Below are 24,503 nucleotides of genomic sequence, written 5' to 3'. Positions count from 1 at the left end.
CCGGTTTTCCATAAAGCCGGCAAAAATTTTTTCAAAATTCTTATTTATGCGAACTAGCGTATGTTTGAACGATGCTGAAACCAGCCTCATCGATTGCGTAAGTTAACTTATCGATTTTAGAAGTTAATACGTTGTACATGATAATTGCTACAGTAGATACCAAGATACCTGTTGCAGTATTGATAAGTGCCTCAGAGATACCTACCGCTAATGCTGACTGATCTGGAGCACCAGAGTTTGCTAAACCGGCGAATGCACGGATCATACCTGTTACTGTACCCAATAAACCTACTAATGTACCAATTGATACCAAAGTTGCAATAACAGTTAAGTTTTGCTCTAACATTGGCATTTCTAAAGCTGTAGCTTCTTCAACCTCTTTTTGGATCGCAACGATTGATTGCTCAACATCCATGTTGGTATCAGCTTCAACTTCGCTGTATTTTTTCAAACCAGATTTAATTACGTTAGCAACCGAACCTTGTTGTTTATCACACTCAGCTTTTGCAGCCTCGATGTTACCTGCGCTTAATAAACCTTGTACTTTACGAATGAAAGTATCTAAGCTAGATTTTCCACTTGCTTTACCAATAACGATGAAACGTTCGATAGAGAATACAATTACCACTAATAGTAATCCAACTAAGATTGCTACGATAGGGCCTCCTTTGTAAGCTGTTCCAAGATAGTTACCAGCTAATGGTAATTTCTCTCTGTCACCATCGATAAAGTTACTTCCTTCTCCGAATACGAATCTCCAAACACAGAATCCAATAACGATACAGATTGGAATAACGAATGTTGCAAATACGTTTGAAGCACTAGAAGAGCTCTCTTTTTTAACAGTTGTTGGTTTTGGTGCGTTTGCCATTTTTTTTGAAATTTTAGTTTTAGTTCTTGTTTTTAATTTTTAGCTGTTTTTTCTTATTGTAATACACTCAACGTTTCTTATCCGAAATTGTTGCGAAAAACAAATTTATAAATTGATTTTAAATTACAAATTAATAAATCAATAAGCAATTAAATCGTTACTTAGAATTTAGTTTCGGTAAACCACATAGGGTGTATAACAAAAAAATTGCCCCAGCCGAGGCAATTCTTTCACAATAAAAACTAAAAAAAAATCGAATTGCAAATTTTTCGCTCAAAAAATGCATTTTAAAGTGCATTTAACATAATTTTAACGCTTCGTGTCTGCTTTTTGGTACTTTTGTCAGTTCAAATTGCTTAAAATTTTCTGAGAAGGCATCTGCGAGCTGATAAGCTTTTAAAAAATATTCTTCCTGATTATCCCATGTTTTAGACGGATCTAAAATATCGTCGGGCACCCCCGGACAAATTAACGGCATCATTAATTTAAATACATGATGCTGTTTATAATGATGGTGATTTAAATCTCCGTTTAGGGCAGCCTTGATCATAGCACGGGTATAACTTAATTTCATCCTTTTACCTACGCCATAAGCTCCCCCACTCCATCCTGTATTTACCAGCCAAACGTGTACTTTGTGCTTTTTCATCTTCTCCCCCAATAAAGCTGCATATTTTGAAGGATGCAATGGAAGAAAAGCTTTACCGAAACATGCCGAAAAGGTTAACTGGGGCTCAGTAACACCAGCTTCTGTACCCGCAACTTTAGCGGTATAACCACTCATAAAGTGGAACATGGCCTGTTCTACGTTTAATTTGGATATTGGAGGCAATACCCCAAATGCATCAGCGGTAAGGAAAAAAATATTTTTCGGTACCGCAGCCACAGAGGGCAGGATGGCATTATCAATATAATCTATAGGATAGGCTACGCGGGTATTCTCGGTTTTATCGATATTGGAGTAATCAACATCTTTTGTTCCCTGGAAAAAGTTGATATTTTCTAATAAGGATCCAAATTTAATAGCTTTAAAGATCTGAGGTTCTTTTTCTTCCGTTAAATCAACACATTTTGCATAACAGCCTCCTTCAAAGTTGAATACGGAATCACTACCCCAGCCATGCTCGTCATCGCCAATCAAACCTCTCTCGGGATCGGCAGATAAAGTGGTTTTGCCCGTTCCAGACAAGCCGAAGAAGATAGCGGTATCTCCATCCTTGCCCACATTTGCAGAGCAGTGCATAGAAAGTGTATTCTTATATACCGGAAGAATGAAGTTAAGTACAGAGAAGATTCCTTTTTTAATTTCACCAGTATAACCTGTTCCACCGATCAAGATCATTTTTTTGGTGAAATTGATGATAGAGAAATTTTCCTGACGGGTTCCGTCAACAGCAGGATCGGCCAGGAAGCCTGGCGCAGCAATAATGGTCCACTCTGGCCTACTGACTAAAGCATCTTCATCAGGGCGGATAAATAAATGATGAGCAAAAAGATTCTGATAAGCCGTTTCTGTAATTACGCGGATGGATATTGCATAATCCGGATCGGCACATGCTGAAGCATCCCTTACATAAATTGTTTTATCGCCAAGGTAACTCGTGAGCTTATCAAATAACTGATCAAATTTTTCAGGACTGATTTTAATGTTTACATCGCCCCACCAAACCTGGTCTTCAGTTACGTCATCGCACACGATAAACCTGTCTTTAGGCGAACGTCCGGTAAATTTCCCTGTATCAATGGCCAGCGCTCCCGATGCAGCCATTGTACCTTCATTATTTAATAATGCATCATCAATTAACTCCTCTGGAGATAACTGGTACTTTACAGCAATGTTCCCGCCTAGATTTAAGTAGCTTAAATCTGGCGCTTGCAGTTTCTTTTTGCTCATAACAATAAGTTAGTTAGTGGAGCAAAGGTAAAGACTTATGTTGCACAAAAACGAGTTTTAAAACATAATTTTTTACATATTGTAGCAAATACACTATGATTTATATATCTCATTTACAATTACTTAAAAAGTATTTTTGAACATAAAAAATTTAAAAAAATACACTAAGTTAAATTTGGTAAATGGTTTTAGTGTGTTTGAATTCTTTTTAGTACACACCTATATGGGATTGAGTGTAAGTTATGCATCTTAGATAAAAAACATCAATTTACCACCCCGCCCTGCGGGCACCCCTCCAAAAGAGGGGAATAATTAGACGCTGGAAAGGCAACCAACTTAAATAGTAGCACCAGCCCACGTTAATTAAACCTGATAAAAGCGGCAGCTCCCGAATCCCCAACAACAAAACAGCACTCCCATCGGGACTATAGCGATTAGCAGGGCTGCATTATCGGGAGGAATACTGAAGGATCTTTTCAAATTATCAAAAACCACCCCGCCCTTTGGTTACCCTCCGAAAAGAATCGAGCAAGCACTCCAAAGCAGCAGAATGAATAATGCGGCTATTTCATTTACTTAAACGTTTTAATAGAAATTTCGAAATAAAATTGAAAAAACATTTGCATTTTAAAAAAATAATCTTCTACTTTACGGTGTACAAAGTACACGAAGACAAGATGAAATTTAACACTTCAATTATTACAACGATTATTATTACCACCGGTATAAACCAGCGGGGCTAATTTGTTGTAAATTGAAAAAACATAAAACACAGAAAGCGTCCCGATGAAAATCGGGACGCTTTTTTTTTAAACCCATGCTGAATGAAACCTGTACGAACGAGCATTTTAAACCACAGATCGGTACGGCAACAAACAGTTTAACCTAATATAAACTAATGAAAGTACTCAAATTCGGCGGCACATCCGTAGGTTCGGCCGAGAACATTAAAACCCTCTTACGCCTGGTTGGCGAAGAAAAACAGAAGAACAGCCCGGTAGTTGTATTATCGGCAATGAGCGGTGTAACCAATTTGCTTACCGATATGGCCGAAATGGCCGAACGGGGTGAAGATTATGATGCCCATTTAAAAGAAATTGAAGCAAAACACTTTGCTGTAATCCGCACGCTTTTACCTGCTGCAGCACAGAACCCGGTGTTTACGCGTTTAAAAATCTTTTTTAACGAACTGGAAGATCTGCTGCAGGCGGTAACTAATCTGCGTGAGCTAAGTTTGCAAACGAAAGACCAGATTTTAAGTTATGGGGAGCGCTGCTCTACCTTTATGATCAGCCATATTGCTTCGCAAAGTTTTGGTGGAACACTTTATGTAAATGGTTCTGACCTGATTAAAACCGATAGCAACTTTGGTCAGGCAAAAGTAGATACGGAGCTGACTGAAATGCTGATCAACAATTTTTACCAGGATAATAAAGACAAGGTACTTTTTGTAACCGGGTTTATTGCCAGTAACGCGGCAGGTAGGGTAACTACATTAGGTCGTGGTGGTTCTGATTATACGGCAGCGGTTTGGGGGGCAGCCTTAAATGCAGAGGAAATAGAAATCTGGACAGATGTAAACGGTATGATGACGGCTGATCCGCGTATTGTTAAAAAAGCTTTCTCGTTACCGGAGTTAAGTTATACTGAAGCCATGGAATTGAGTTATTTCGGGGCGAAAGTAATTTATCCGCCAACAATGATCCCTGCTTTTATGAAGAAAATCCCGATTGTGATCAAAAACACTTTTGAACCGGATTTTAGTGGAACATATATTAAAAGCGACGTAAAAACTTCGAGTTTGCCGATAAAAGGAATTTCTTCTATCGATCAGATCAGCATCATTAATTTAACGGGTAGCGGTATGGTTGGCAAGGCAGGCTTTAGCGGGAGATTATTTTCACTGCTTTCGCGCGAGCAGATCAATGTAGTATTGATTACACAATCTTCATCAGAGCATAGCATTACCTTCGCAGTTAAACCAACAGATGCTTCGCAGGCCATTGCTTTAATCAAAAAAGAATTTGAACTGGAACTGGATGCTAAAAAATTAGAACTGCCAGAAGTGGAAAATAACCTTTCTGTTTTGGCGATAGTTGGCGAAAACATGAAACGTACCCCAGGGATGAGCGGACGTTTGTTCAATGCATTGGGCCGTAATGGTATTAACGTAAGGGCTATTGCACAGGGTTCATCTGAATATAATATTTCGGTAATCATTAGTAAAGATGATTTATCGAAAGCGGTTAACGCGGTACACGATGCTTTTTTTACCGACCTGAAAAGGACATTAAATATTTTCTGCTTAGGTACAGGAAACATTGGCAAAACCTTATTTAATCAATTAAAAGAGCAAATGCCCTTCCTGGCGGCCAATAACGATTTACAGGTTAAGGTTGCCGGCATTAGTAATACCCGTAAAATGATTTTCAGTGCAGATGGTTTATCGCTCGAAAATTGGGAAACCGAACTAGATGCAAATGGTGAAAAAGCAGATCTAGCAGGTTTTGTAGCCAAAATGAAAGCTTTAAACTTACCCAACTGTGTTTTTGTGGATAATACCGCTGCAGAATCGCCAATAGAATTTTATCAGGGCATATTCGAAAGCAGCATTTCTGTGGTAACCTGTAATAAAAAAGGAAACTCTGCAGGTTATGCGCAGTATAAATCATTTAAAGATACCGCCCGTAAATTTGGTGTCGATTTTTATTATGAAACCAATGTTGGTGCTGGTTTACCTATTATACGCACACTTAAAGAGTTAATGATGAGCGGCGATAAGGTTGCCCGGATTGAAGCTATTTTATCAGGAACGATTTCTTACATCTTCAATAATTTTAAAGGAGAAGCCGGTTTTTATGAAACAGTTAAGGAAGCACAAGAACTAGGCTATACGGAACCAGACCCTCGCGATGACTTAAATGGAAAAGATTTTATGCGTAAAATGCTGATCCTTGCCCGCGATGCAGGTTATCCTTTAGAAGCCAGTGATGTGAAAATCGATAATATTTTGCCAGAAGCCTGTTTAAATGCGACATCGGTAGAAGACTTTTATTCGGAACTACAAGCTAATGCGGCTTACTTCGAAAACCTGAAACAAACTGCAGCCAGTGAGGGAAAGGTTTTACGCTATATCGGTAAATTGGAAGATGGCAATGTAGAGATCAGCCTGCAAATGGTGGATGATACTCATCCTTTTTATATGCTATCGGGAAGTGACAACATTATTTCTTTTACTACTGACCGTTATAAAACCCGTCCGTTGGTGGTAAAAGGTCCTGGTGCAGGTGCAGAAGTAACGGCCGCCGGTGTTTTTGCGGATATCATTAACGTTGGTACTTTAAACAACTAGTGTAATGAATCCGGTTTTAACGCATAAAAATGAAATCCTAAGCCTGGTTGATCAGGCAATGATTGATTTTGAAAACATCACGGAAAAAGCCTGGAACGATAAACCGCAACCCTCAAAATGGTCTAAAAAAGAATTATTGGGTCATTTGATCGATAGTGCATCGAATAATATCCGTCGGTTAATTGTTGGCCAGTATGAGCAGGGTGTTAAAATTGTTTATCATCAGGATGAATGGGTGCTTTATCAAAATTATCAGGGAACTGATATCGCTGATGTTAAAATGCTTTGGAAATTGTTGAATGATCAGATTTGCCGGGTAATTGAAAATATTCCGGAAGAAAAGCTGCAAAACAATTGCGATACAGGTAAAGGGAAAATAGATCTACACACACTTTCTTACTTTATTGAAGATTATGTGTTGCATTTAAAATATCATTTAAAGCAAATAACGGTATAATGGCTATGTTAGGAATCGAAAATTTAGGTGCATTTATATTAGCTGCTATTATAGTGGTTATTACGCCCGGTGTAGATACCATAATGGTTTTAACAAGAAGTATTTCTAAAGGGAAAAATTCAGGTTTATACTCTGCTCTAGGCGTGAGTTTGGGCTTGCTTGTACATACTTGTGCAGCTACATTTGGCCTTTCTCAAATTTTATCGAAATCAGCCATTGCTTTTAGCATAGTTAAATACCTGGGCGCAGCCTATCTCATTTACCTGGGCTACCGGTCTTTTGCCAGCAAAGATGAACACGTTGAGATAAAGCCCGTTGAAAGTAAAGTTACCGGAATGAAACAAATGTTTTTTACGGCGCTTCTTAGTGATATTTTAAATCCTAAAATAGCCCTCTTCTTTCTTGCATTTCTACCCCAGTTTATCAATAGCAAAGAGATTAATAATCCAGTCCCCTATTTGTTACTTGGTCTTATTATTTTCTTCATTACCTTAATCTGGTGTTCATTTTTAGCATTAACAGGAAGCAACGTAGCTAAGCACTTTAACCGAAATAAAAATATCGAGATCTGGATGAACAAAACTTCAGGGGTAGTATTTATTCTATTGGGGCTAAAAATAGCCTTAACCAAAAAATAACATTTAAGTTTTACCAAACAGCCAATAAGGCAATCAGTATTAAAAGATGCAAAAGAATATAAATGATAATGAGCTAGCTCCAGCGGATTTAGAAGTTGGCACTTCTATCCGGGTATTTGCGCCCGCAACTGTAGCAAACGTTGTTTGTGGTTTCGACGTACTGGGCTTCGCAGTAAATGAACCGGGTGACGAAGTGGAAATGCGTTTTACCGATACACCAGGAGTAGTGATCAAAAGAATTACCGGCGATGACGGCCGTTTACCATTGGATGCTGCTAAAAATACGGTAAGTGCCAGTGTGCAGCATTATTTAAAACATATCGATCGTTTAGATGTGGGTGTAGAAATTGAACTGCACAAAAAAATGCCCATTGGTAGCGGATTGGGCTCGAGCTCGGCCAGTACAGTTGCAGGTTTATTTGCCATTAACAAATTAATGGGCGATTTATTAACGGCCAAAGAATTGGTTCCTTTTGCCATGAAAGGCGAAGAACTGGCTTGTGGCTATGGCCATGCCGATAATGTTGCGCCTGCTTTATTGGGCGGATTTGTGTTGGTGAGAAGTTACGAGCCACTCGATGTAATTTCGTTACCCACACCTGCAGGCATGTATGCCGCAATTGTTTACCCTGAAGTAGATGTACCTACCAAAGATGCACGCCAGATGATACGCAGTAAGGTTGCTTTAAAAGATGCTGTTACCCAATGGGGAAATGTGGCAGGTTTGGTTAGCGGATTGTTTATGAATGATTTTGACCTGATTGGCCGCAGTATGAAAGATGTTTTGGTAGAACCGACACGTTCGATACTAATTCCTGGTTTTGAAGAAATGAGAAAACTGGCAATGGAAAACGGGGCAATCGGTTTCGGAATTTCAGGTTCTGGCCCATCTGTATTTGCCTTAACCAAAGACGAAGAGACGGCCAGAAAAATAACCAAATCGCAACAGCAACACCTACATAAAATAAATATTAACAGCAAAGCTTTTGTTTCTCCGGTTAACGCGGAAGGACCGAAGGTGATGTAAATAAGGCTGGAAGGTAGAGGGCATAAAGGCTGAGGGTTAAAAGCCCAAAACCTTTCAACCTTTAACCTTCCAGCCCCCCAACCTCTTAAACATGAAACTATACTCAACCAATAATAAAGATTTACGTGTTTCTTTTAAAGAAGCCGTTTTTAACAGTATGCCGCAGGATAAAGGCTTATATATGCCGGTAGAAATCCCGCAGCTTGATACAGATTTTATCGAAAATATTGAGAAGTATTCTCTACCTGAAATTGCTTATAAAGTAGCCTCGACATTATTAAAAGATGAAATTCCTGCAGAAGATCTAAAAGCTTTAATTGATGATGCGATTAATTTTGAAGCTCCGGCGGTAAAATTAGATGATAAAACTTTTGTTCTGGAATTATTTCATGGTCCATCTTTGGCCTTTAAAGATTTCGGCGCCCGTTTTATGAGCCGTGTACTGGCTTATTTCTTAAAAGATGGTGAACAACTCTTGGATGTTTTGGTCGCTACTTCTGGTGATACCGGCGGAGCTGTAGCTCTGGGTTTCTTAGGCGTTCCGAATACCAGGGTAACGATCCTTTATCCGGAGGGAAAAGTAAGCCCTATACAGGAATTACAATTGACTACCAATGGAGAAAATATAAGAGCCGTTGAAGTTAAAGGCACTTTTGATGATTGCCAGGCTTTGGTAAAACAAGCCTTTGCAGATGATGAACTGAATGCAAAATTCCGGTTAACCTCAGCCAATTCAATTAACATTTCAAGGTTGATTCCTCAAACCTTTTATTATTTCAATACTTATGCCCAACTGAAAAAGCAAGGCTTAAATGATGTAATATTTTCTGTACCAAGTGGAAACTTCGGAAATATCGGTGCTGGCCTGCTGGCTTACAAACTAGGATTACCAGTTAAACAGTTTATTGCCGCTACCAACGTTAATGATACGGTTCCCCGCTTTTTAGAAAGTGGTGTTTATGAAGCGAAACCGTCTACACAAACCTACTCAAACGCCATGGATGTTGGTGCACCAAGCAACTGGGTACGTATTATGGATCTTTTTGATCAGGATGTAGAAGCGGTTAAAAAAGTGGTTACTTCTTATCGCTTTACTGACGAAGAAACATTACGAGGTATTAAAGAACTCGACAATAAACTAAATTATGTTGCCTGTCCGCATACAGCGATTGCGTATTTGGCAATTGAAAAATACAGAAACGAAAATCCATCTGATGAAAGTGTGGCTGTTTTCTTATCTACTGCACATGCCTGTAAGTTCCCGGATATTTTCCCGGCGGATATTGCAGCTAAAATAGAAATCCCAGATCAGGTAAAAGCTTTGGAAAGCAGACCTAAACATGCAGATCAGTTGGGTGTGGATTTTGAAGGATTTAAGGGTTACTTACTTAAAGGGTAATAATTATATTGATCGTCATCCCCAACCTGATTGGGAATCCTAATGCACATGAATAAGCATTAAGATTCCCGCTTGCGCGGGAATGACGTATTTTGAAATTAATGTCCTGATTTCATACTCGTCTGCTCGATACCTTTCAACCGTTTCGAGCAATAAATACCGAAATACAAGATAAACAGGTAGCAGATCAATGGCAATATAAATGAATGATGAACACCGATTTTATCGGCAACAGCCCCCTGAATAAGCGGCATAATGGCACCTCCTAAAATGGCCATTACCAATAGCGACGATCCCTGACTGGTATAAGCACCCAGTTTAGCAATCGCCAGCGTATAAATATTCGAGAACATAATCGAATTAAAAATCCCGATCCCCAAAACGCTGTACATCGCCAATTCGCCTTTGTTTACCATTGCTGATATCAACAACAGTACATTTATAGCAGAAAAAATTGCTAACGTTCTTGCTGGAGCAGATTTACCAACTAAAAATCCTAAGAAATTTAAAGCAATAAATACCAGGAAAAAACTGATCTGTGCAAAAGTTAAATCAACAATGCCATAAATTAAGGCAAACACCAAAACAGCAGTTCCCAACATATAAATAATCTTTTTCGATTGGCTTAGTGTATGGTTAAGGGAAATTGAGCCTACAAAACGTCCAATCATTGCCCCGCCCCAATAAAGGGATAAATAATTTTTACTCACCACCTCATCCAATCCGGTTATTTCTGGTAACCTTAAAAAACTAATGATAAAACTGCCCACAGCGACTTCGGCACCAACATAACAGAACAAGGCTATAATTCCCCTGGTTAAATGCGGGAATTTTAATACCCCCAAGCCTTTTACCTGCTCTTCCTCTTCAGGCTGAAATGAAGGTAGTTTTACATAAAAAATAAGCAGACCAACCAATAATAATATTGCGGCAAAAATTAAATAAGGAATACGTGTGGCAGAGGCACTGAAACTTCCATCGGCTTCCGAAAAGAATTCGAAAATCAGGTGGCCACCTAAAATTGGGGCAATGGTAGTTCCAAAAGCGTTAAAGGCCTGTGTTAAATTTAAACGGCTAGAGGCACTATCCTCCGGGCCTAATAATGAAACATAGGCATTAGCCGTAATCTGAAGGACGGTAAATCCTAAACCCAATACAAACAATGCTCCTAAAAACAATGGATAAACCGAATAAGTTGCTGCTGGGAAAAATAAAGCACAGCCAATGGCGGCGAGTACGATTCCAAAAAGAATTCCTTTTTTATACCCGACTTTATTAATCGGATCACCCTTGGTATAAGAAATCAAAAAGTAAATCAGTGAACCTACAAAATAAGCACCGAAGAAACAAAATTGCACCAGCATCGATTCAAAAAAGCTCAATTTAAAAAGCTGCTTCAAATATGGAATCAAAATATCGTTCATGCAGGTGATAAACCCCCACATGAAAAATAAAAGGGTAATGGTAACTAAGGGAACGGCGTAATTTGATCGAGACTGGCTTTCGGCAATTTTGTTATTCATTTATATTTAAATTATTTAATTGGGTAAAGCTAGCCCAATAATTACATTAGGAGGGTTTAACCACAGATTAGTTACCATTTTTTTACTTTCAGCAACTAATATCAGACAAAAAAATCCCGATTTTCATCGGGATCTATTATTATTTGGCGCTTCGCGATTTTAATGTTTTCAGCTCACGCTGCAGTTCTTCAATTTGTTGCTGCTGTTCTTTTATACTCGCTACCAAAAGCGGAACTAAACTTTCATAATCAACCTTGGTAATGGTTGCACTTTTAAATGCATTTTTACCTGCCGGATAATCTTTAGCCTGTACGGAAACGATTTCCGGAACAGTGGCTTTAGCATCAGCACCTATGAAACCATATTGTGGCCTGGCAGATAATTTTAATTTTTCGGCCCAGGCTTTATCGTAATTAAAACTTACCGGCTCGAGCTTAGTAACCCGACTTAAAGCATCTTCTACAGGTTTAATATTGTTTTGCACAACTTCTTGTGCACTGATTTTTAATGAAGCAGCGGCTAACAGCACTGCGAATGAAATTGCTCGTTTCATATCTTATTATTTGTAATTTTTAAAATAGACTATTTGCTTCACTGTTATGCGAAACAAAGAATAAACTGAAAGGATATGCTAAATAGAAGGAGGTGGCGTTAAAACTTCGGGGAAATAAGCCAATTTAAAAGCGTGACCAGGAATGATTACCTTCTTAACAGTTTGGAGCGGGAAATAAATATCGGTATGAAGTAAGATCTGATTTATAGCATATTCGGTTTCTACTTTCTTTTCTTCCTTTTCGGTAGCATCATCATTAGTAGATAAAACCTCAATACAATCTGCAGAATAGCTCAAATACGAAATCACATGACTTACTTTTAGAAAAAAAGTTAGTGCAATGCAGCTAATGATGATGTATTTAAGGGTATTAAACTTCATTGATACAAATATAAGTTATACGCCCTTAAAACAATAAATTTAAGGTTAAAGTTCTGTAAGAATTTCTTTCATGGCAACCGTAGCCAGTTCAATATCTTCATTTTTTGTCCTCCAGTTTACAAAAGCGGCTCGGATCCCCTTCTTTCCGTTATAAAATGTAGGGGTCATAAATACTTTTCCGGTTGCATTTAGTTTAGTTAAGAATGATGGAACTAAACTTTCATCTGTTAAAGAAAAACAAACCGTATTTAAACGGACAGGCGCTAACAGCTCGAAGTTTGGATTTTCGCTGATGAAACCGGCAAATTGTAGAGCCATGTCAACATTCCGCTCTACAATTTCCTGATAACCCTGTTTTCCATAACTCGTTAAGGTAAACCAAGCAGGCAAAGCCCTTAAGCGGCGGGAATTTTCGGGTAGAAAATTAAGATAACTGAAGTTATCCATAGGATTTCCCAAATAAGCCGCATTTGAATTCTGAAAGGTTTCTACCTGCAACAGCTGATGTTTTTCCTTTACAAAAAATACCGCACTTTCATAAGGTACATTTAACCATTTATGGCAATCTACCGTAATACTATCGGCATTTCCCCAGCCTTTAACCAAGTGGTCGTATTTTGGAGAGCAAGCCGCAAAACCGCCAAATGCTGCGTCAATGTGCCACCAGAAATTGTATTTCTCTTTTAATGCATTTATGGCTTCAAAATCATCGAAATCGACCGTATTTACTGTTCCGGCACTTGAAATTAAAATGAATGGTTCGCCATTTAGTGCTTTGATTTTCAGTTCCAGATCAGCAACATCCAAAGCTTCGCGATTACCCTGCATTACATTTACCTGAATAAAATTGCCACTGCCCAAACCTAACATCGACAATGATTTAATAGCAGATGAATGTGGTGTAGCAGATAGTACCTTTACATTACCCGACACCCCTTCTCTCGCAAAATCTTTACCCAGCTGCTTGCCAATCCATTGCCTGCCAACGGCCAGGCAAGTAAAATTTGATAAAGTGGCTCCCGTTACAAATCCACCAAAAAAATCTTTAGGGAGATTAAATAGCGAAAGCAACAGCTGAATGGTTTCGAGTTCGATTGTAGCAGAAATATCTCCGCCTCCTTTTGCGCTCTGTGTGTTTTGATCGTATATGGTTGCGAGCCAATCGCCTGCGATAGCAGCAGGTGTTGTTCCTCCGGTTACAAAACCCCAATACCTCGGTCCTGATGATGCCACCATAATGGGCTCAAAACGCTGATTAAATTGCTTTAAGGCTTCAATAGCACCAGTACCTTGCTCGTTTAAATCACCAATAATCTGCACTTCTCCCGAACTGGCTGTTGACCGTTCATGAATATGGTTTAAATAATCAATTCCTTGTTTTTTAACCTCGGCTAGTATGGCATCGAGATTTTGTTGGTCGATATTTAAATTATTCATAGTGATCTGTTTAAGGAATAAAGAAAAATATGTCATTGCGAGGCACGAAGCAATCCTACACGATCGCTAATTAACCCAGTGCTTTAGATTGCTTCGTGCCTCTTTTGTTCGTTGAGATTTGCAATCTCGTCGCACTGTGCTGTGGATTTGAAATCCATTAAAAGATATCTAAAGACGGGATTGCAAATCCCGACTAACGATGGTCTACTAAAAAATAGCTTTCGCAATTTTTTTAGTCTGCTCGGGGCGGCCCATGGTGTAAAAATGCAATACCGGAGCACCGAAATCAATTAGTTCTTTACATTGTTTGATCATGGCTTCTGTACCGATTTCTTTAGCCTCATTGTTATTTTTGGCATGCGATAGTGCATCGGTTAACTCATCAGGTAAATCGATATGGAAAATCTTAGGCAGCACATTTAGCTGCGATAGGGTACTTATTGGTTTCAGGCCTGGTATAATCGGCACATTGATGTCGTTCTCTCTGCATTTCTTTACAAAATCGAAATACTTCTGGTTATCGAAAAACATCTGGGTTACGATAAACTCCGCACCTGCCTCTACCTTCTTTTTCAGGTATTTGAAATCGGTGCTCATGTTAGGGGCTTCAAAATGTTTTTCTGGATAACCTGCAACGCCAATACAAAAATCACTTTTAAAAGTTTCTACATCTTCATGCAGAAATTTACCCTCATTATGATTTTTGATATGCTCAATCAGGTCTGTAGCATAACAGTGTCCGCCAGGAGTTGGAACAAAATTTCCATCAGCTTTACGGGCATCACCACGTAATGCCAAAACATTATCTATACCCAAAAACTGTAAATCGATGAGCGCATTTTCGGTTTCCTCTTTGGTAAATCCACCGCAGATTAAATGTGGTACTGCATCAACCTTATATTTATGGATAATGGCCGCACAAATGGCAATGGTACCCGGGCGCTTGCGATAAGATACCTTTTGGAGCAAACCATTTGCCTGCTCTTTATAAATATAATCTTCACGAAGCGATGTTACATCAATAAAAGGAGGATTAAATTCCAATAGTGGTTCTATCGCATCGTAAATCCATTGGATGCTTTGTCCTTTTACAGGTGGTAATAATTCAAAAGAGAATAAGGTTTTACCCTTTGCGTTTTTTATATGGTCTGTAATCTTCATAACCTGGTTTGGTTGTCATGCTGAATGCTTATGAAGCATCTCAAACATAATGGCAGTTCCTGTTTTTTGATGACTGCTAACATCAAAATGATATGTTCTTCGCTTAGAGATCCTTCGTTGCATCCGATAGCTATCGGATCAGGATGACAAAGCGATAGGTTAATAAGCTAAATTCGGACTTAACCACCGCTCCACTTCTTCAACCGGCATATTTTTCCTGATGGCGTAATCTTCAATCTGGTCTTTGGTTATTTTTCCTAATCCGAAATACCTCGAATCGGGGTGTGCGAAATAAAATCCACTTACCGCAGCTGTTGGATACATGGCATAACTTTCGGTTAAATGCAATCCGATTTTGTTTTCTGCATCCAGCAATTGGAATAAAGTTCCTTTTTCGGTGTGTTCCGGACAGGCAGGATAACCTGGTGCCGGGCGGATACCTGCATATTCTTCCTTAATCAGTTCCTGGTTACTCAGATTTTCATCCTGTGCATAACCCCAATATTCTTTACGTACGCGCTCGTGCAGGCGTTCTGCAAAAGCTTCAGCCAAACGATCGGCCAAGGCCTTAGCCATGATGCTGTTGTAATCATCATAATTGGATTCGAACTCATTTACCAGTTCATCAATCCCAATACCCGCTGTTACTGCAAAACCACCAAAATAATCCTGGATTCCACTTTCTTTTGGCGCAATAAAATCAGATAAAGCATAGTATGGCTGTCCATCTACTTTTTCGGCCTGTTGGCGGAGGGTATGGATAGTTACCAGTTGGGAGTTTTCAGTTTTCAGTTTGGAGCCGTCTGATAACTGGGAACTATCAACTGTCAACTGAATATCGTCTCCTACAGCATTCGCCGGCCAGAAACCGATTACGGCTCTAGCGGTTAATAATTTCTCATCGAGGATCCGTTTTAACAAAGTCTGTGCATCATCAAAAAGTTTCTTTGCCTCGTCGCCTACATTTTTATCATCGAAAATTTTAGGATAACTGCCGCGAAGCTCCCAGGTGTGGAAAAAGGGTGTCCAATCAATGTAAGGAACCAGTTCTTCTAAAGGATAATTATCAAAAACCCTTGTACCCGTAAATTCCGGAACAGGCAAGTCTTGCTTAAAATCAATCTTAAATTTATTTTGACGCGCTTCTTCTAAGGTTTTAAAACGTTTATCAGATCGCTTATTTAAATGCGCTTCACGTGCTTTATCGTATTCGGCCCTAATGCCCGCAACATAATCATCTTTTGTTTCAGGATTCATCAGGGTACTGCAAACAGTAACACTTCTCGAAGCATCCAATACGTGGATGGCTGGCCCGGAATAATTGGGCGCTACTTTTACTGCAGCGTGAATCCTAGAAGTTGTGGCACCACCAATAATCAATGGAATGGTGAAACCTTCACGCTCCATTTCTTTGGCAAAGTGAACCATCTCATCCAGCGATGGCGTAATCAATCCACTTAAACCAATAATATCGGCTTTAATTTCTTTGGCTTTTTTGATAATTTCCTGTGCAGGAACCATCACACCCATATCCACAATTTCGAAATTATTACAGGCCAATACCACGCCGACAATATTTTTTCCGATATCGTGTACATCGCCTTTAACCGTAGCCATTAATACCCTTCCTGCTGATGAATTCTGATCCTGATCAGGATTATCCAGTTTCTCCTGCTCAATAAACGGCAATAAATAGGCTACTGCTTTTTTCATTACCCTTGCCGATTTCACCACCTGAGGTAAGAACATTTTTCCGGCACCAAAAAGATCACCGACAATGTTCATTCCGTCCATCAATGGTCCTTCGATGACCTGAATCGGGCGGGCATATTTTTGTCTGGCTTCTTCCACATCATCATCCAGGTACTCCACAATTCCCTTTACCAGAGAATGTGATAACCTTTCTTCAACAGATCCTTTTCTCCACTCTTCGTCTTTAACAACCTCCTTGCCTTTCGATTTTACGGTATCGGCATATTCTACCAGGCGCTCCGTTGCATCATCTCTACGGTTTAAGAGTACATCTTCTACCCTTTCCAGTAGCTCAGGTGGAATTTCCTGATAAACCTCCAACATACCCGCATTTACGATACCCATATCTAAACCGGCCTGAATAGCATGATAAAGAAATGCAGAATGCATCGCTTCGCGGACAGTATTATTCCCCCTGAAAGAGAAGGAGATGTTCGAAACCCCTCCACTCACTTTAGCATATGGGAGGTTTTCTTTGATCCATCGGGTGGCATTTATAAAATCGACAGCATAATTGTTATGCTCTTCTAATCCGGTTGCAACGGTTAATATATTCGGGTCGAAAATAATATCCTCTGGTGGGAAACCGATTTCATGTACCAGTATATCGTAACTTCTTTTACAGATTTCTTTCCTACGTTCGTAATTATCGGCCTGACCTTGTTCATCAAAAGCCATTACCACAACCGCAGCACCGTATTGCATAATTTTACGGGCACTCTCACGGAATTTATCCTCTCCTTCTTTTAAGGAAATGGAGTTTACAATTCCTTTTCCCTGTAAACATTTTAGGCCATTCTCAATAACCGACCATTTAGATGAATCGACCATAATAGGCAATTTAGCAATATCAGGTTCAGAAGCGATGAGGTTTAAGAATTTGGTCATTGCTGCTTCCGAATCCAACATCCCCTCATCCATGTTTACATCGATCACCTGTGCACCGCCTTCAACCTGTTGTAAAGCGACGGCTAATGCGGCTTCGTAATCGCCACCCAAAATCAATTTGGAAAACTTCGGAGATCCGGTAATATTCGTTCTTTCTCCGATGTTTACAAAAATACTATCTGGGGTGATGGTAACTGGTTCAAGTCCACTTAAACGCATGTAAGGTTCGAGCACCGGAATTTTGCGCGGCTCAGCTTTTCTGGCGTTTTTGGCAATGCAGCCAATATGTTCTGGCGTGGTACCACAACAACCACCTACAATATTTACAAAACCAGAGGCAATAAAATCATCTACCAAATGTGCAGTTTCGTGCGGTTGCTCATCATAAGCACCAAACTCATTCGGTAAACCGGCGTTTGGATAGGCTGAAACGTAACATCCCGCTTTTGCGGCTAACTCCTCAATGTGCGGACGCATTTCTTTTGCCCCCAATGCACAGTTAAAACCTATACTTAATGGTTTAGCATGCATTACAGAGTTCAAAAAAGCTTCTGCCGTTTGACCGGAAAGCGTTCTGCCAGAGGCATCGGTAATTGTTCCGGAAATCATGATTTCCAGTTTACGGCCGATAACCTCTTCATATTTTTTAATGGCCACAATGGCCACTTTAGCATTTAAAGTATCGAAAATGGTTTCGATCAATAATACATCAGAGCCTCCATCTACCAAACCACGTACCTGCTCATAATAAGCTTCTTCTAACTCGTCAAAATAAACTGCCCTAAAACCTGGATCGTTTACATTTGGCGACATAGAAAGGGTACGGTTAGTTGGGCCAATGGCACCAGCTACAAAACATTTACGGTCTGGGTTTGCAGCCATAAACTCATCTGCAGCCTCTTTTGCTACGCGTGCCCCTTCGAAACTCATTTCATAAGAAAGGTCTTCCATCTGGTAATCGGCCATGGAAATGCGTTGCGTACTGAAAGTATTGGTTTCGATAATATCGGCACCAGCCGCCATATACTCCAGGTGTATCGTTTTTATAATATCCGGACGTGTGATGTTAAGCAAATCATTATTGCCTTTTACATCACAGGGATGGTCCTTAAATCGCTCTCCCCTAAAATCTTCTTCGGTTAAAGTATATCGCTGAATCATGGTACCCATTGCACCATCAATCACCAAAATACGTTTCTCTAATTCTTCTCTTATACCCATTTGTTGTTGTAAGATTTGAGATATGAGAGGTTATATATGAGAGTTGATTAGACGCATTGTCTCAAATCTCAAATCTGTTATCTCAAGTCTCTGAAAGGCTTATCTAAAAAGTTGGTACGTGAATCGTAATCCTAAACTTATCTGGTCCCGAATTTATTCGGGATAGAATTTAGCACCTTGTATGGTTACAGGTTGCTAAGACTTCGTTGGGTCTAATCCCTCCGTCTTTCTTAATAAGCATACAAAAATGCAACAAAGCTACATCAATTCCAAAATTTATCGCTTCGCTACCAAATAAAATTACAAAGGCCACGCAAAACTGCGCAGCCTTAAGAATATTGTTCTGTTTTTCTAAAATTAGCTGACTATCTTTTTCCCAAATTTCTTATTATACCAAATTGCCATATAGCCTATCCAAATCCCACTTCCTAAACTTACTACAAAGATGTTTTCTGTTATAAAAAGCTTGATGAGCACTTGAATGCCTGCTCCAACTAATATGAAACCAATAACAGCTAAAATTTTATTCATTATTTTCTGCTCCCGAAAATACGTAATAGGAAAAGGAAGATATTTAAGAAGTCCAGATATAAAGATAAAGCGGCAACAATAGCCATTTTCTTAGATTCGATCTGAAGAACCTGCTCGCCACTAGCCTCAATCCCTTCACCGATCCTTTTTATTTTTTGTACATCGTAAGCAGTTAACGCTGTAAATATGGCAATACCAATGAAAGCCATAAACAAACTGAACTGTTCGCTCTGGATAAACATATTAATTACACTCGCAATCACTAAACCAATTACACCAACCATTAAAATGGGGCCAAACTTGCTTAGATCGATATTAGTTGTATAACCCATAACGGCCATGATACCAAATATACCGGCAGCACCAGCAAAACAGCTCACTATTGAACCTGAAGTGTAGGTTAATAAAATAAAACTTAAACTTACCCCTGTTAGCACCGAATAAAGCACAAATACCCCAATTAATGCCGGTAATGATAATCTGCTTAAACCAAAACCCATCAATAAAACAAGGCCAAGTGGTGCAAACATAGCGATATAGCCAAAGATTGACATACTCACTTTTCCGGTTGCAGGGTTAATATTTAAAAGATACTGCATTAAGTGTTCGTTGGTACCAAAAAGATACGCAGCTACTGTAGATAAACTTAATGCAACGAACATCCATAAGAATACGTTTGCAAAGAATTTTTTAGAAACAGATTTTTCCTGTACAAAAACACTGTTGTCTTGATATTGATAATTTTGTTGTTCCATTTTAAATTTTGTGTATTAACTATATAAAAATAAGTATTTAGTTTAATCTTTTTGTCAGCAGTTCTTCAACTTTTTTAAAGAACTGCAGGGGTTTTAATGTACGCCAGGGCAGGTTATCAAAAGCGCCCCCAAAGTTAATGTAATAATCGATGTTATTGTCCCTAAACTCAGTAATTACATGCTCCTGGAAATTTACTCCAACAATCCAGCCATCTTCTACTTCCTGAAACCATTCTTCATAATAACTATCATCAGAGGCATGAAAATTCAATACATTTTCACCAATCAGGATAAATTTATTAATGCCTTCATCCATCATCAGTTCTAAAATATCACGTTTCATTAGCATAATATCGTTGTTAATGGCGTCGTTCCATTCGCCTATAAATTCGATGATGGCATAACTGCGGTCATAATCGGCGTACAATACCTTCATGTAAAGCGTATTCGAACCAAATTCATCCCATTGAGGGTGCAATAAAAAGTTATATATCTGCTTATCAAAATAAAGTTCCGAATATTCGGTATTGTAAAATGGCGAACGCTCATCTTCTGCCGAAATATAATCATCTCTCCATTGGTAATAAGGCTCAATCTCGTGCATGCTCTTTGTAATTAATGAATGATTGAGTTTTGAATGAGTGAATGTTTTTATTTTCATCGCCCACTCGTTTCTTCAATCCTTCTATCATTCAATTATTCTATCCTTCTCTTATTTCTTAATGTCCTGCTTCTACTGCTTTACGTACGCTACCGTAACGGGTTAGCAACTCGGCAGCTTCATCATAACCGATATTCAGTTCGTCGGCAACCATTTGTGTACCGCGATCGACCAATTTATGGTTAGTTAACTGCATGTCGACCATTTTATTGCCAACCACGCGCCCTAACTGCACCATAACGGTGGTACTCAGCATGTTTAAAACCATTTTTTGTGCCGTGCCCGATTTCATGCGGGTAGATCCGGTAACAAACTCAGGGCCAACCACCACTTCAACCGGAAAATCCGATTCTGCCGCTATTGGTCCGCCAGTATTACAAACAATACAACCGGTTAAAATACCATGTTTGCGTGCCGTGTTCAATCCACCGATAACATAAGGCGTAGTGCCGGAAGCAGCCAAACCTACCAAACAATCTTTTTCATTGATATTGAATTCCTGAAGATCTTTCCAGGCCTGTTCGGCGTCATCTTCTGCAAATTCTACTGCTTTTCTAATCGCCGTATCTCCACCTGCAATAATACCCACTACCCAATCAAAGGGAACACCGTAGGTAGGCGGGCACTCTGAGGCATCAACTACACCTAAACGGCCACTGGTACCTGCACCAATATAAAAAAGACGGCCACCTTTTTTCATCCTTTCAGCAACTGCCGATGTTAATTTTTCGATCTGAGGCAAAGATTTCTCAACTGCATAAGCAACTGTTTTATCTTCGTTATTAATGCCCTGCAGAACTTCCAAAACCGACATCTGATCGATGTGCTGATAGTTAGATTCTTGCTCGGTAACTCTGTTCATAAATTTAATTTTGATAAAATTCGGTAAATTCTTTCTAAAATCTACCCTAAAAAATCAAAAATATCGCTCATAAATTTCAATCAATCCATTCTTTGCGTTAATTAATGTTAAAAATTAGAAACAAAAGACACTAAAATGCAGTTAAAAAATATATCAACCCGCTAATTTTCATAAATTTGCATAACGCTGATGAAAAAAAATACCCGGAACAACATACTGATCGCCACGAGCTATTCTGTAATTTTAATAGCGGGCATGTTTTTGGGCATAAAATTTATTAAAGATCAAGGATTTGGCGTTAAAAAAAGTCCGCAGCTTGCTGCAAACAGCGACGAAAAATTAAACGAGATCCTTCACATCATCAACGGTAATTATGTTGATGACATCAATACCGATTCACTTCAAAATTTACCGATAGACAGCGTTTTACATCAACTCGATCCGCATAGCGTTTACCTGCCTCCAACTGATGCGCAGGATATGACCGATAACCTCGAAGGCAATTTCGAAGGTGTTGGTATAGAATACTATATGCTTAATGATACGATGATGGTTACGGGCGTTGTTAAAGATGGTCCGGCGTACCAGGCAGGTATAAAATTGGGAGATAAAATCCTTAGCATAGATACCGCTACCGTAAGTGGAAGAAACTTGCCGAAAGATCAGCTTACAGGCCGTTTTAAAGGCAAAGCAGGAACCGGTGTAAGTGTAGTTCTCTTACATCCCAACGCCCTGCAAAGTAACCGGATTATGGTTACCCGCGGCAAGGTTAACATCAGCAGCATTGATGCGGCTTACATGATCAATAATGAAACAGGCTATGTGCGCATCAGTAAATTTGGGGCCAATACCGATAACGATTTCTCTGTTGCGGCAAACAACCTTAAAGCGAAGGGCATGAAAAAGCTGATCCTCGATCTGCGTGATAATGGTGGGGGATATTTCACCGCAGCAACTGGCTTAGCCGATCAGTTTTTACCAGAAAACAAACTCATTGTTTATACACAGGGCAAACACGAACCCCGTACGGATTATTTTTCTACCGGCACAGGCGCCTTTCAAAATGGCAAACTGGCAGTATTGATTAATGAAAATACGGCTTCCGCCAGTGAGATTGTAGCCGGAGCCATCCAGGACTTAGGCAGGGGCATTATTGTTGGCCGCCGTTCATTTGGTAAGGGCTTGGTACAGGAACAATTTGCTTTCGACGATGGATCAGCACTTAACTTAACCATTGCCAGGTATTATACCCCATCGGGCCGCAGCATCCAAAAATCTTACAAAAAAGGATACGACGCCTACAAACATGAACTGGATGAACGCATGATGGACGGAGAACTTACAGGTGACCGTACCTCTTTTCAGGATTCTATTGAAAAAACAGAAGGCGTAAATGTTCAGCCATCGAAAAAGATTAAACCTACAGGAGGTATTCAGCCTGATGTATTTGTAAAATTGGATACTACTGGTTACAATAAATTCTACAGTAATCTGGTGAGTAAAAAGGTACTTTCTGATTATGTATTTAATGTATTAACCACAAAGTATAACGCCAGTTTTGTAGAACAGAACATCAATATTTTCACCATAAATGATAACGACTTCAAAGATTTTATTGGATTTCTTCAACGTAAAAATGTCCCTATAGATCGTTTTCAATTATACAGCGCAAAAAACGTAATATTAAATGATTTAAAAGCATTGCTTTGCCGGTACTATTTGGGTGATGTTGGTTATTATAAAGCAGCAAACCAAACCGATAATGCGGTAAGGCAGGCATTGCTTAACCTGCAATAGCCATATTTTATACTACACCTGGGTTAGATCAACAACCTAAATTAGATTTAAATTCCGAATTTAACTTAAAAATCAACATAATATTCTTATTTAAGCTAAATTATTAATACTATATTTTGATTTAGCTAATTTTGTCTGCAAATCACATCAGTTATGGACGCGAGAAAATTACAGGCAAAAGATCAGGAAGTTTTAAACGATTTATTGGAAAAAGTTAAGGTACAAACCGAATTATTTCTGGGTTATCCGGTTTCGAAAGATTTTGATTATCAGGCACTAGCTGATTTTTTAAAATATCCGATGAATAACCTGGGTGATCCTTTTGTTACTTCTACCTATGGTGTTGGATCACGTGAACTGGAAAAAGAAGTCGTACAGTTTTTTGCAGAACTATTCCGTGCTCCCGCAGATAATTGGTGGGGTTATGTAACCAATGGTGGCTCAGAAGGCAATCTGTACGGCTTATACCTGGCCAGAGAGCTACATCCAAAAGGAATGGTTTATTATTCTGAAGCCACACACTATAGCGTACAAAAAAACCTGCACCTGCTTAATATGGGTAACATTGTAATACGCACACAGGAAAACGGCGAAATCGATTACGAGGATCTTGAACATACCATCAGGATGAACCGCCACATGCCAGTAATTATTATGGCCAATATTGGTACCACCATGACCGAGGCCCGTGATGATGTGGCCAAGATCAAAACTATTTTAAAAAGACTGGCCATCCAGCATTATTACATCCATGCCGATGCCGCACTATCGGGAACCTATAGTGCTTTGATCGAACCCAGGCCAGCTTTCGACTTTGAAGATGGTGCAGACAGCATCGCGATTAGCGGGCATAAGTTTTTCGGTTCACCAATGCCATGCGGTGTGGTAGTTGCCAAAAAATCGAACCGCGATCGGATTGCCCGTTCTGTTGCTTACATCGGAAGTGTTGATACCACCATTACCGGATCGAGAAACGGGCATAGCCCTCTATTTTTATGGCACACCATTAAGCGGCTGGGACTTGCGGGTTTAAAAGCCAGGGCGATGTACAGTTTGGCAACAGCAGCTTATACTGAAGAGAAGCTTAAGGAAATGGGCATAGCTGCATGGCGGAACCCAAATGCCATTACCGTGAATTTCCCTACCCCATCTGCTCCGATTTGTAAAAAGTGGCAATTGGCTGCCGAACAGGGAAATTCTCACATCATATGCATGCCTAATGTAAGCGAGGCGCATATCAATCTTTTTATCAACGACTTAAAAGCAGAAATGATCTTACAGGATTGAGTCAATACAAACTTTTAAATGACCTTAGTGTTTAATAGCAAATGTTAAATTAGCAG

The 24,503-nt window shown here is 39.4% G+C and carries 19 protein-coding genes and 1 riboswitch; of the genes, 7 read left to right on the top strand and 12 right to left on the bottom strand.

Annotated features, from left to right (window positions below; genetic code table 11):
* Positions 1-40 precede the first annotated feature (40 nt).
* Both U859_RS0126790 and pckA read right to left on the bottom strand, forming a co-directional pair.
* Complete coding sequence (locus U859_RS0126790; RefSeq protein WP_025146310.1) at positions 41-871, bottom strand: MotA/TolQ/ExbB proton channel family protein; 831 nt, start codon at positions 869-871, stop codon at positions 41-43.
* A gap of 298 nt (positions 872-1,169) precedes the next feature.
* Entirely contained in the window at positions 1,170-2,765 is a 1,596-nt protein-coding gene (gene pckA, locus U859_RS0126785; protein WP_025146309.1) for a phosphoenolpyruvate carboxykinase (ATP), read from the bottom strand.
* A gap of 898 nt (positions 2,766-3,663) precedes the next feature.
* Between pckA and thrA the strand changes: the two genes are divergently transcribed.
* The 5 genes from thrA to thrC all read left to right on the top strand — a co-directional run bounded on the left by thrA (position 3,664) and on the right by thrC (position 9,638).
* A complete protein-coding gene (gene thrA / locus U859_RS0126780; RefSeq protein WP_025146308.1) occupies positions 3,664-6,117 on the top strand; it encodes a bifunctional aspartate kinase/homoserine dehydrogenase I in 2,454 nt (817 codons plus the stop codon).
* 4 nt (positions 6,118-6,121) lie between these two features.
* The gene (locus U859_RS0126775) at positions 6,122-6,574 is read left to right on the top strand and encodes a DinB family protein (protein ID WP_025146307.1); all 453 of its coding nucleotides are present in this window, start codon (positions 6,122-6,124) and stop codon (positions 6,572-6,574) included.
* Positions 6,574-7,212, top strand: a complete 639-nt coding sequence (locus U859_RS0126770; RefSeq protein WP_051584787.1) for a LysE family translocator — start codon at positions 6,574-6,576, stop codon at positions 7,210-7,212. Before U859_RS0126775 ends, U859_RS0126770 begins: the two co-directional genes overlap by 1 nt.
* 46 nt (positions 7,213-7,258) lie before the next feature.
* Positions 7,259-8,239: a homoserine kinase gene (locus tag U859_RS0126765; RefSeq protein WP_025146305.1), complete on the top strand. Its 981-nt coding sequence runs from the start codon at positions 7,259-7,261 to the stop codon at positions 8,237-8,239.
* A gap of 91 nt (positions 8,240-8,330) precedes the next feature.
* Positions 8,331-9,638, top strand: a complete 1,308-nt coding sequence (gene thrC, locus U859_RS0126760; protein WP_025146304.1) for a threonine synthase — start codon at positions 8,331-8,333, stop codon at positions 9,636-9,638.
* A 98-nt stretch (positions 9,639-9,736) separates the two neighbouring features.
* Here the strand turns inward: thrC and U859_RS0126755 are convergent, their stop codons facing one another.
* From U859_RS0126755 to murQ, 10 genes are all read right to left on the bottom strand, one after another.
* Entirely contained in the window at positions 9,737-11,161 is a 1,425-nt protein-coding gene (locus U859_RS0126755) for a sugar MFS transporter (RefSeq protein WP_025146303.1), read from the bottom strand.
* Between the two features lie 139 nt (positions 11,162-11,300).
* Entirely contained in the window at positions 11,301-11,714 is a 414-nt protein-coding gene (locus tag U859_RS0126750) for a tail fiber domain-containing protein (protein ID WP_025146302.1), read from the bottom strand.
* A 78-nt stretch (positions 11,715-11,792) separates the two neighbouring features.
* Positions 11,793-12,095 carry a hypothetical protein gene (locus U859_RS0126745; protein ID WP_025146301.1) on the bottom strand — a complete coding sequence of 101 codons (303 nt, stop codon included), beginning with the start codon at positions 12,093-12,095 and terminating at the stop codon, positions 11,793-11,795.
* Between the two features lie 45 nt (positions 12,096-12,140).
* Positions 12,141-13,532 (bottom strand): pyridoxal phosphate-dependent decarboxylase family protein, encoded by a 1,392-nt coding sequence (locus U859_RS0126740; RefSeq protein ID WP_025146300.1) that lies wholly within the window; start codon positions 13,530-13,532, stop codon positions 12,141-12,143.
* 207 nt (positions 13,533-13,739) lie between these two features.
* Positions 13,740-14,693, bottom strand: coding sequence for a methylenetetrahydrofolate reductase [NAD(P)H] (gene metF, locus U859_RS0126735; RefSeq protein ID WP_025146299.1), 954 nt, complete (start codon positions 14,691-14,693; stop codon positions 13,740-13,742).
* Positions 14,694-14,852: 159 nt separating this feature from the next.
* Positions 14,853-18,554, bottom strand: a complete 3,702-nt coding sequence (gene metH / locus U859_RS0126730) for a methionine synthase (protein WP_025146298.1) — start codon at positions 18,552-18,554, stop codon at positions 14,853-14,855.
* Between the two features lie 134 nt (positions 18,555-18,688).
* Positions 18,689-18,794, bottom strand: a riboswitch (SAM riboswitch).
* A gap of 117 nt (positions 18,795-18,911) precedes the next feature.
* On the bottom strand, positions 18,912-19,085 hold the full coding sequence (locus U859_RS32115; RefSeq protein WP_162800061.1) for a hypothetical protein: 174 nt from the start codon (positions 19,083-19,085) through the stop codon (positions 18,912-18,914).
* Entirely contained in the window at positions 19,085-19,840 is a 756-nt protein-coding gene (locus U859_RS0126720; RefSeq protein WP_025146297.1) for a Bax inhibitor-1/YccA family protein, read from the bottom strand. The genes U859_RS32115 and U859_RS0126720 overlap by 1 nt, the downstream gene beginning before the upstream one ends.
* 37 nt (positions 19,841-19,877) lie before the next feature.
* Positions 19,878-20,444, bottom strand: coding sequence for a hypothetical protein (locus U859_RS0126715; RefSeq protein ID WP_025146296.1), 567 nt, complete (start codon positions 20,442-20,444; stop codon positions 19,878-19,880).
* A 115-nt stretch (positions 20,445-20,559) separates the two neighbouring features.
* Positions 20,560-21,363 (bottom strand): N-acetylmuramic acid 6-phosphate etherase, encoded by an 804-nt coding sequence (gene murQ, locus U859_RS0126710; protein ID WP_025146295.1) that lies wholly within the window; start codon positions 21,361-21,363, stop codon positions 20,560-20,562.
* A gap of 189 nt (positions 21,364-21,552) precedes the next feature.
* Here murQ and U859_RS0126705 point away from each other — a divergent pair, with 189 nt between their 5' ends.
* Together U859_RS0126705 and U859_RS0126700 are read left to right on the top strand one after the other, a co-directional pair.
* The gene (locus U859_RS0126705; RefSeq protein WP_025146294.1) at positions 21,553-23,160 is read left to right on the top strand and encodes a S41 family peptidase; all 1,608 of its coding nucleotides are present in this window, start codon (positions 21,553-21,555) and stop codon (positions 23,158-23,160) included.
* Positions 23,161-23,313: 153 nt separating this feature from the next.
* Positions 23,314-24,447 (top strand): histidine decarboxylase, encoded by a 1,134-nt coding sequence (locus tag U859_RS0126700; RefSeq protein WP_025146293.1) that lies wholly within the window; start codon positions 23,314-23,316, stop codon positions 24,445-24,447.
* Positions 24,448-24,503: the final 56 nt, after the last annotated feature.

Source organism: Pedobacter jeongneungensis (genome assembly GCF_000633455.1).
Classification (GTDB): domain Bacteria; phylum Bacteroidota; class Bacteroidia; order Sphingobacteriales; family Sphingobacteriaceae; genus Pedobacter; species Pedobacter jeongneungensis_A.
Note: the sequence above shows the minus strand (reverse complement) of the source record. Positions and strands in the feature narration are given on the sequence as shown.